This is a genomic window from Streptomyces sp. NPDC002536 (assembly GCF_053594995.1).
Window position 1 is genome coordinate 1 of sequence record NZ_JBSFWU010000169.1, and the last position, 9,069, is coordinate 9,069.

The 9,069-nt window shown below is 71.6% G+C and carries 8 protein-coding genes; 3 read left to right on the forward strand and 5 right to left on the reverse strand.

Going from position 1 to position 9,069, the window contains the following annotated elements; translation table 11 throughout:
• Nucleotides 1-143: 143 nt before the first annotated feature.
• Nucleotides 144-728 carry a helix-turn-helix domain-containing protein gene (locus ACWD4B_RS33865; protein ID WP_451424373.1) on the reverse strand — a complete coding sequence of 195 codons (585 nt, stop codon included), beginning with the start codon at nucleotides 726-728 and terminating at the stop codon, nucleotides 144-146.
• A 91-nt stretch (nucleotides 729-819) separates the two neighbouring features.
• Here ACWD4B_RS33865 and ACWD4B_RS33870 point away from each other — a divergent pair, with 91 nt between their 5' ends.
• Entirely contained in the window at nucleotides 820-1,692 is an 873-nt protein-coding gene (locus ACWD4B_RS33870) for a class I SAM-dependent methyltransferase (protein ID WP_451424374.1), read from the forward strand.
• Here the strand turns inward: ACWD4B_RS33870 and ACWD4B_RS33875 are convergent, their stop codons facing one another.
• Together ACWD4B_RS33875 and ACWD4B_RS33880 are read right to left on the reverse strand one after the other, a co-directional pair.
• On the reverse strand, nucleotides 1,693-3,264 hold the full coding sequence (locus tag ACWD4B_RS33875; protein WP_451424375.1) for an AMP-binding protein: 1,572 nt from the start codon (nucleotides 3,262-3,264) through the stop codon (nucleotides 1,693-1,695).
• Nucleotides 3,265-3,359: 95 nt separating this feature from the next.
• Nucleotides 3,360-4,265: a LysR family transcriptional regulator gene (locus ACWD4B_RS33880; RefSeq protein ID WP_451424376.1), complete on the reverse strand. Its 906-nt coding sequence runs from the start codon at nucleotides 4,263-4,265 to the stop codon at nucleotides 3,360-3,362.
• Between the two features lie 233 nt (nucleotides 4,266-4,498).
• On the opposite strand from ACWD4B_RS33880, the gene ACWD4B_RS33885 reads away from it, so the two are divergent.
• The gene (locus tag ACWD4B_RS33885; RefSeq protein WP_451424377.1) at nucleotides 4,499-5,083 is read left to right on the forward strand and encodes an RNA polymerase sigma factor; all 585 of its coding nucleotides are present in this window, start codon (nucleotides 4,499-4,501) and stop codon (nucleotides 5,081-5,083) included.
• Nucleotides 5,080-6,060: a CU044_5270 family protein gene (locus ACWD4B_RS33890; protein WP_451424378.1), complete on the forward strand. Its 981-nt coding sequence runs from the start codon at nucleotides 5,080-5,082 to the stop codon at nucleotides 6,058-6,060. Before ACWD4B_RS33885 ends, ACWD4B_RS33890 begins: the two co-directional genes overlap by 4 nt.
• A gap of 65 nt (nucleotides 6,061-6,125) precedes the next feature.
• On the opposite strand, the gene ACWD4B_RS33895 is transcribed toward ACWD4B_RS33890, so the two are convergent.
• Nucleotides 6,126-7,505, reverse strand: a complete 1,380-nt coding sequence (locus tag ACWD4B_RS33895; RefSeq protein ID WP_336415164.1) for an FtsW/RodA/SpoVE family cell cycle protein — start codon at nucleotides 7,503-7,505, stop codon at nucleotides 6,126-6,128.
• 170 nt (nucleotides 7,506-7,675) lie between these two features.
• Entirely contained in the window at nucleotides 7,676-8,797 is a 1,122-nt protein-coding gene (locus ACWD4B_RS33900; RefSeq protein ID WP_451424379.1) for a DUF5954 family protein, read from the reverse strand.
• Nucleotides 8,798-9,069 lie beyond the last annotated feature (272 nt).

A 9,069-nucleotide genomic window follows, 5' to 3' on the forward strand; every position in this document is an offset into this window, starting at 1 on the left:
GGCCTGCAGCCGACGCACTACCCCAGGGTCCGGGGCGCAGCCCCGAGAACCTCGACTGCGGGAGCGTCGTGGCTGGTCGCGCAGTTCCCCGCGCCCCTGACGGGGCGCACCGCACCCACGAGCGAAGATCCGCCGGACAGGCCCTAGTCCGGGCGCCCCTGACCCCCGCCGCCCGGTCGCGCGCGGACGTGCATGCGCTCGCCCTGCGGGCCGAACAGGCTGAGGATCTCCACCGGCGCCTCCCCCGTGCTGCCGAACCAGTGCGGAAGCCGGGTGTCGAACTCGGCTGCCTCGCCCGCCGAGAGCACGACGTCGTGCTCGGCGAGAACCAGCCGCAACTGCCCTCCGAGCACGTACAGCCACTCGTACCCCTCGTGCGTGCGCGGTTCGGGGGTGCTGCGGGCGGTGCCCATCACCATCTTGAAGGCCTGCAGCCCGCCGGGCTGCCGGGACAGCGGCACCACCGTGGCATCCCCGCGCCGGACGGGCTTCAGCCGGACCCGTGGGTCGCCGACCGGCGGGGCGCCGACCAGTTCGTCCAGCGGCACCTGGTGGGCCTGGGCGATCGGCAGCAGCAGTTCCAGGCTCGGCCTGCGCTGTCCGGACTCCAGCCGGGACAGCGTGCTGACCGAGATCCCGGTCGTCTTCGAGAGTGCCGCGAGCGTGCATCCGCGCTGCTGCCGGATGTGCTTGAGCCTCGGCCCCACGGCGGCGAGCACGTCTTCCATCCCTCTATTGCAGAAACGGCAACAAGTTTTGTCAATCCAGGCCGACCGGGCGCAGGGTCGGTGGCACCGGACAAAGGGAAGGGGAAAGAACATGGGCAAGCACACGCACACGCACACGCACTCGCACACGGACGGCGACTTCGACTGGGCCGCCATGGCCGATCTGCTGGAGCTCGAGGGCGAGACGCACAGCCCCTACGTGGGCCAGGCCCTGCAGGAGCTGGCGCACCTGGACCCGCGGCGGATCCTGGACATCGGCAGCGGCCCCGGCGTCGCGGCCTGCCGGCTGGCGGAATCGTTCCCGAAGGCCGAGGTCACCGCGGTGGACGGGGCGCCGGAGCTGCTGGCCCGGGCCCGGGACCGGGCCGAGCGGCTCGGTGTGCAACTGCGGACCCGGGAGGCCGCGTTCCCCGAGGGGCTCGACGGCCTGGAGCCGGCCGACCTGGTGTGGTCGGCGCAGGTCGTGCACCACGTCGGCGACCAGCAGGACGCGCTGGGCCGGCTGGCCCGGCTGCTGGAGCCGGGCGGCGTCCTGGCCATCGTCGAGGGCGGACTGCCGGCCCGCTGGCTGCCGCGCGACCTGGGCTTCGGGCGTCCCGGCCTGCAGGAGCGGCTGGATGCGGCGCGCGCGCTGAACTACAACCGGATGCGGGACGAACTGCCCGGATCGGTCGCGGTGACCGAGGACTGGCCCGGCATGCTGCGCACCGCCGGTCTCACCGATGTCCGCAGCAAGTCCTTCCTCGTGGACCGTCCCGCTCCCCTCGACGACGGGGCACGGCGGTCGGTGCGCCTGTGGCTGGAGCGGATGCACTCGATGCTCCGCGAGTTCCTGGACCCCGACGACACGGCAACCCTGGACCGGCTGCTCGACCCGGCCGACCCGGCGGGCGTCGACCGCCGGGCGGACCTGTTCCTGCTGACCGCCAAGACCGTGCACTTCGGCCGCCGGCCCGAGGCCTGATCAGTCAGTGGCGCCGCCACCGGCGCCGTACTCGGCCTGCAGCCGCTTCCTGTCCGGCTTGCCCACCGACGTGAGCGGGATCGCCGGGACCAGGTGCACGGCCTTCGGGGCGTACATCGGGCCCTTGTGAGCGGTGACGAACGTGCGCAGCCCGTCCAGGCCGGGGCGGCGTCCGGCCGCGGGGACGACGGCGACGTGGACCTGTTCGGCCGCGTCGTCGTCGCGGACGCCGAAGACCGCGCACTGGGCGACGTCGGGGTGGGTGAGGATCAAGTCCTCGAGTTCGGCCGGGTAGACGTGCCCGCCGACCACGATGATCATGTCCTTGATCCGGTCGACGATGAACAGGTAGCCGTTCTCGTCGAGATAGCCGACGTCCCCGGTGCGCAGCCAGCCGTCCCGGATCACCTCGGCGGTGAGCCCGGGCTGCTTCCAGTAGCCGCGCATCATCCCGGCGGACCGCACATTGATCTCGCCTTCCTCCCCCGGCGGCAGGGTGCGGCCCGCCGCGTCGCGGATGGCGAGCTCGACACCGGGCAGCGGGCGGCCCGTGGTGATCCGGCCGTCGCGTCCGGTCACCGTGTGCTCCTCCGGTGTCACCAGGGTGAGGGTGAGGGCCTCCGACTGCCCGTAGGCGCCGTAGAGCACCGGACCGAACACCTCGGCGGCGCGGCGCAGCCGGGTGGGCGAGGCGGCGCAGCCGCCGTAGGCGAGCCGGCGGAGGCTGGAGTGGTCGGTGGCGGCCAGGTGCGGGTGGTCGAGCAGCCGGTAGAGCAGGGGCGGCAGGACGAACACGTCGGTGATGCGCTCCCGTTCGATCGCGGCGAGGACCTCGCCGGGGTCGAAGGAGTGCTGCAGGACGACGGATCCGCCTTGGATGAGGGTCATGTCGGTGAAGACACCTGCGAGATGAGCGAGCGGTGTGCAGGCGAGGTAGCGGTGCGCCTCGTCGGCGGGTTGGTTCACGGAGGCGGCGTAGGGGCCGTGTGCCATGGGAATTCCCTTGGGGATCCCGGTGGTTCCGCCGGTGTGGCGGATGCTCCAGATGTCCTCCGGGCCTGCCGTGCCCGCGAACGGCCGCGGCTCGTACTGCGCGGAGCTCGCCTGCAGGTCCTCCCCGAAGGGGCCGGGCCCCAGGGTGAGCACCGCGAGCCCCGGGACCAGGGGCAGCAGTTCCTTCGCGTCCTCGTACCGGGTGGAGTCGACGAGCAGCACAGCGGCTTCGACGCTCTCGACGATGCGGGCCAGGGTCTCGGGAGCCATGCCCTCGTAGAGGCTGGTCACGCAGGCGCCGGTGAGATTCACGGCGTAGCGGGCGGCGAGGGCCTCGGGGGTGTTGCCGGTGAGCAGGCACACGACGGTGCCGCGGCCGACGCCCCGGCCGGCCAGGTCCCACGCCGTCCGCAGTATGTCGTCGCGGAACTCCCCCGCGGCGATGCGGCGTCCGTCGGCGGCGGTCAGCACTGTGCGCCCGGGGTCGTCCGCGGTGGCGAGGGTGGCAAGGATCGCGTCCACGTAGCCGACGAACTCCCCGGACGCGGCGGGGTCGACGGGACGGTTGGGGCTGGCCATGGGCCGTACCTCCTTGGCAGGTGAAGTGCTCACCCTCGACCGTAGAGACGAACTCTCATACCTTCCACGACCAGTTCTGCCATATGTTCATGCCGTTACGCGCATAAGGTTCCCGTGGCATCCCACATCCCGCCGAAGTGCTCGACGGCGAGCTCCCGGAAGTGCCGGGCCGCGGCGGAGACATAGGCGTCCTGCCGCCAGACGAGCGTGAGGGTGCGGTGGCAGCCGGGCGCGTCGAGCCGCACCCAGGCAACCGGGGCGACGGCCGCGCCACGGCAGGACATCTCGGGGATGAGGCCGATACCGAGGCCCGCGCTGATCAGTTCCTGGGTCGCGCCGGGCTCGATGCCCTCGCACGTGATGGCGGGGACCAGGCCCGCCTCGGCGAACAGCCGGTCCAGCAGGGTGCGTTGCCAGTGTCCGGGGCGGGTGCTGACGAAGGTCTCGTCCGCGAGCTCGGCGATGCCGACACGCTCCCGCCCGGCCAGCCGGTGGCCGGGCGGGACGGCGAGCAGCACCTCCTCGCGGAGGAGTTCGAGCGAGGCCAGCGAGGGCCCGGCGAGCGGTTGCGAGGCGACACAGAAGTCCACTTCGCGGTCGCGGAGCCGGCGTTCCATCTCCTGGGCGTGGGACTGGAAGAGGCGGACGGTGACGCCGGGGTGCCGGTCCCTGAAGGCGGCCAGCAGTCCGGCGAGGGTGAGCATGGTCTCGGCGCCGACGGCGACGCTGCCCTGCTCCGGCCCCGCGGCGTCGGCGAGTTCACGGCGGGCGTCGTCGAGTTCGGCCAGCGCGCGGTCGACGCGGCGCAGGAAGGCGGTGCCGTAACGGTTGAGGCGGATGCGGCGGCCCTGGCGGTCGAAGAGGGGGACGCCGAGCTCGGCTTCGAGCCGGGCGATGGTGCGGCTCACCGAGGGCTGGGCGACGCACAGTTCGTCCGCGGCGCGGCTGATGTGCTCGTGGCGGGCGACGGCCTGGAAGTACCGCAGGGACAGGAGGTCCACAGCTGCCTTTCCGCTACCGGGCGGCGGGGCGGGACGCGGGCGAAGCCCCATACGCACACATCAAGCCCGTTCCTCTCCCCTGTTTCCGCTGATCAACACCGCTGCGCACACCATACTGGCGGGCACTGGCAACACCGTGGGCCCCGGCCGCACGCGTGACCCAGGTCACCCGGAACTCCCTGCACGCCGCGGAGAGCAATGATGTGTGAGCACCACAAAACACAGGAGACCGCATGCGTGCACGACTACGAGCAGGTGACCGCGACGCGTTCGCCCAGCTCTACGAGGAGCATGCGCGGACGGTCTACAACCACGCCTACCGGCTGACCGGCGACTGGTCGACGGCGGAGGAGGTGATGTCCGAGACCTTCCTGGAGGCATGGCGCACCCGGGAGCGGCTGGAGCCGGACGGCGATTCGCTCAGGCCGTGGCTGCTGGGGATCGCGACGAACAAGGCGCGCAACGCCAACCGCAGCTTCGGCAGGCGCCTCGCCTTCCTGGCCCGCCGCCCTGCCCCGGAGCCGGTGGCGGACTTCGCCGACGAGGCGGCCGGGCGGATCGACGACGCGCGGCACCTGGCCGCGGTCCGCCGGGCCCTGGACGGTCTGCGGCGCCCGGAACGGGAGGTGCTCGTCCTGTGCGTGTGGTCCGGGCTGGACTACGCGCAGATCGCAGAGGCCCTGGACATTCCGGTGGGAACGGTGCGTTCGCGCCTGTCCCGCGCCCGTGCCCGGCTCCGCCGACTCGCCGATCAGCAGCTCGAAGCAAGCAGCGGTGCCGCCTTCGCGGCCCTGACCGTCCAGGAGGAGGCCCGATGAACACCACCGAGCGCGAAGAGCTGTCCCGGCTGCTGCCGGCCCCGGCCGAACGGGACCTGCCGCCCGGCCGGCACCTCCACCACAAGGAACGGCTGATGCGGCAGATCGACCGCGACCGCACCCCGGTCGCCACGGTCCGACGCCGACTGCTGCGCCCCGCCGTGCTCATGCCCGCCACGGCGCTGGCCGTCGCCGGGGTCCTGATCGCGACGCTGCCGGACGCGCACCGCACCCCATCACCCGCCGAAGCGCCCCGCACCGAAGCGGCCTCCGGCCGCGGAGCGGTCGTGCTGCTGGACCGGATCGCGGCGGTGGCCATGAAGTCCGGCACCGGGCCGGTGCGCGAGGACCAGTACGTGTACGTACGGGGCCTGACGACCGAGACCGTCCACTACAAGCCCGTGAAGACGAGCGAGCCGAAGGAGTGGGAGAGCTGGCTGCCCCAGAGGTCGGCTCCGCGGAAGGACGACCAGGGTCTGACCAAGCAGGACGGGAAGTACTTCCCGATCATGGGCGATCCCGTCCCGGCGGGTCTCGACCGGCCGACGTACCAGTGGCTGGCCTCGCTGCCCACCGACCCCGACGCCCTGTACGAGCGGCTCCGCAACGAGGTCCGGCCGGTCAAGGGCCAGGACAGGGACCAGACCGTCTTCGAGGCCTTCGGCCTGCTCCTGAAGTCGGCCGTCATGCCGCCCGAGACCGAAGCCGCCCTCTACAAGGCGGCCGCGAAGATCCCGGGCGTCGTCGAGATCACCGACGCGACGGACGCCAAGGGCCGGCACGGCATCGCCATCGCCCGTGAGGACACACAGCGCGGCGAGCGCACGGAGTGGGTCTTCGACCGGCAGAGCCTCGCCTACCTCGGCGACCGCAGCTGCCTGACCAGGACGAGCGACTGGGGCAAGGCGGGCACGCTCCTCCACGCCGGCGCCGTCCTGGAGCGCGCCGTCGTCGACGCGCCCCGGCAGACGCCGTGACCGGAACGTCCTGACCGGAAACGGCGGAGGCCGGACCCTTTCCGGGCCCGGCCTCCGCCGTGTTCTCAGTGTCTGATCAGTTGCGTCGCCTGGTCGTCCTCATCGGGCGCCGGCTCCGGATCGGGCCTCCGTGCCGCGTCACTGATCTTGATCAGCAGCGCGATGAGCACCCAGGTCGCCACTTGGGACGAACCGCCGGAGGCGAGGAACGGCAGCGCCTTGCCGGTCAGCGGGATCAGGCCCATGACACCGCCGCAGACCACGAAGACCTGCAGCGCCAGGGCGCTGGCCAGGCCCGTCGCCAGCAGCTTGCCGAACGGGTCGCGGGCGTCGAGCGCGGCCCGCAGACCGCGCTGGACGAGCAGCGCGAACAGCACGAAGACCGCCATCGTGCCGGCGAGCCCGAGCTCCTCGCCGACCGTGGTGAGGATGAAGTCGCTGCGCCCGGCGAACTTGATGAGGTCCGAGTGGCCCTTGCCGAGGCCGGTGCCCATGACGCCGCCGCTGCCGAAGCTGAACAGCGCCTGTGCGGCCTGGTCGGAGACGATCTCGGCCGGCCGGGGCACCTTGTAGTAGTCCATCGGGTGCAGCCAGGCGGCGACACGGCCGTGCACGTGGGGCTCGAAGGAGGCGACCACGACGGCTCCGACGGAGAACATCAGCAGGCCCATCACCACCCAGCTGGTGCGCTCGGTGGCCACGTACAGCATGATCACGAACAGGCCGAAGAAGATCAGCGAGGTGCCGAGGTCGCGCTCGAAGATGAGCACCACCAGGCTCAGCACCCACACCGCGGCGATCGGGCCGAACTGCCGTCCGCGCGGCAGGTAGAAACCCATGATCCGTCGGCTGGCCAGCGCGAGCGCGTCCTTGTAGAGCGTCAGGTATCCCGCGAAGAACACCGCGATGGCGGTCTTGACGAACTCACCGGGCTGGAACGACAGCGGCCCCAGCACGATCCACCGCTTCGCCCCGTAGGTGTCCGCCCCGAAGAACGCCGGGGCGATCAGCAGCACGAGGGCGGCGAACACCATGACGTACTGGTAGCGCTGGAGCAGGCGGTGGTCCTTGAGGAGCACCACGATGGCCAGGCACACGGCGATGCCGATCCCGCTCCACATCAGCTGGTTGGTCTCGCCCGGCGCGGAGTGCCAACGGATCTTGTACGAAATGTCCAGCCGGTGGATGAGCACCAGCCCGAGGCCGCTCAGCCCGACGGCGAGCGGCAGGATCAACGGATCGGCGTTCGGGGCGAATCTGCGCATCACCCCGTGCGCGGCGGCGGCGACCGCCGAAAACCCGAGGGCGTAGCCGAACAGCGAGCCCGGCACCTTCCCGTCGACGGCCATCCCCACGGAGGCGTAGCCGAACAGCGTGAGGAGTACCGCGAAGGCGAGCATCAACAGCTCGGCATTACGGCCCCTCCCCACGTTTGTCCGTGCCATCCGGGCCGCAGCCCTTCCTCCCAAGCCCATGTATCCCTCGGTTCCCTTACGAGCCGTTTTCCGGCGAGCTCTGCGCTGGTGTACGGCGACACGGCCGAACACCCAACTGAAGGAGGTTCAGGACTCGTAAAAGGTTGCGCCTTTGCCTCCCCCATCACCCGCCATTTTTCTCACACTCCGTCTGCGCGTTTCCTGCGCCCCCTCACCTCGGCGCGACGGGCCTCCTCCTGCTCCCACAGTTCCTTCAGCCGCAGCGTCTGTTCGTCGAGTTCGAGCGGTTCGTCCTCTTCCTTCCACTCTCCCCGGTCCTTCAGCTGCTGCACCGAGACCTCGACGGGCGGGTCGGGGTCGAAGTCGGAGGGGCGGGGGCCTTCCGGGCCGTCGGGGCCGACGCGGACGAGCCGTTCGACCCGCGTCACCCGGAAGCGGGTTCCGTCGACGTTCACCACGTTGCCGCGGCTGTCGTCGAGCCGGTCGGCGGCCTGCGCGTACACCGCGCGTTCCGCCTCGTCCAGTTCCATGGTGAACGGTGCCATCACCCGCAGCCAGGTCGCCAGTACGTCCCGGGCGCCCTGCGGCGTCGAGGAGGTCGCGCCGGGCCGGTGCGCCCGCCACCGGCCGTCCACCCGCTCGGAGACCATGAACGCGGCCGGCAGCAGCACCCCGCCGGGATACCGTCCGGCGGCCCGCCGCGCGTCCTCGGCCACCTCGGGCGGCACGCCGCGCGCTGCGACGAACTGGACGAGGTCCAGCTTCAGGATGCCGTCCGAGAGGCCCGTGCCGGCGGCCGGGTCCACGACGAACCCCTGGGTGCGCGACGGCAGTCGGTACGCCTCGCCGGTCTCCCCGGGGTCGGGGTCGGAGGGACGGGGAGGCTCGGGGCCGCTGCCGCCCATGCGGATGAAGTGGGAGGCCCGGACGATCCTGAACCGGTGCCCCAGCACGCACAGCTCGTCGACGACTTCGCGGTCCATGCGCAGCGCCGCGTCCATCCAGGTCTTCGCGGCCTTCTCGTCACCCGCGTCCTCGGCTTCCTTGGAGCGCATACGGAACTGCGATCCGAGCGTGTCCCGGGCCTGCTGCGGGGTGTCGCACCCGTAGGCGGACAATTCCCAGCCGCCGGCCTCGCGTTCGTGCGCGTAGAAGAACTCGGCGACGCCCACGCCCATCAGGTCCGGGTACAACTTCCGGGCCTGCCAGGCCTCCTGCTCGACAAATGCCGCAATCGGCCCTTCCTGCTGGGCCACCCGGAACATCAGATAGGAGGGAACCTTGTCCTCGTAGCCACTCATGTGCCGAATCTGCCGCATGCGGACCCGGCGCGTCCGGGAAACCGGCGAATCACCCCGCGCGACGGCGCCGTTGCACCGGGCGTTAGGGTGCTCCCCCGTGACCGAGCCCTCTCATCTGCACACCACGCGGGCGTTCTACGACGCCATAGCCGTCGATTACGCCGAGCGCTACAAGACCGTGCTCGCCGACACGCCACTGGACCGCGCCATGCTGGCCGCGTTCGCCGAACGCGCGCGGGACCGCGCCGCCGGGCCGGTCGCGGACCTCGGGT

Coding starts and splice junctions, on each gene's coding strand:
- ACWD4B_RS33865 (WP_451424373.1), bottom strand. CDS start 728: ATGGAAGACGTGCTCGCCGCCGTGGGGCCGAGGCTCAAGCACATCCGG.
- ACWD4B_RS33870 (WP_451424374.1), top strand. CDS start 820: ATGGGCAAGCACACGCACACGCACACGCACTCGCACACGGACGGCGAC.
- ACWD4B_RS33875 (WP_451424375.1), bottom strand. CDS start 3,264: ATGGCCAGCCCCAACCGTCCCGTCGACCCCGCCGCGTCCGGGGAGTTC.
- ACWD4B_RS33885 (WP_451424377.1), top strand. CDS start 4,499: ATGCGTGCACGACTACGAGCAGGTGACCGCGACGCGTTCGCCCAGCTC.
- ACWD4B_RS33890 (WP_451424378.1), top strand. CDS start 5,080: ATGAACACCACCGAGCGCGAAGAGCTGTCCCGGCTGCTGCCGGCCCCG.
- ACWD4B_RS33895 (WP_336415164.1), bottom strand. CDS start 7,505: ATGGCACGGACAAACGTGGGGAGGGGCCGTAATGCCGAGCTGTTGATG.
- ACWD4B_RS33900 (WP_451424379.1), bottom strand. CDS start 8,797: ATGAGTGGCTACGAGGACAAGGTTCCCTCCTATCTGATGTTCCGGGTG.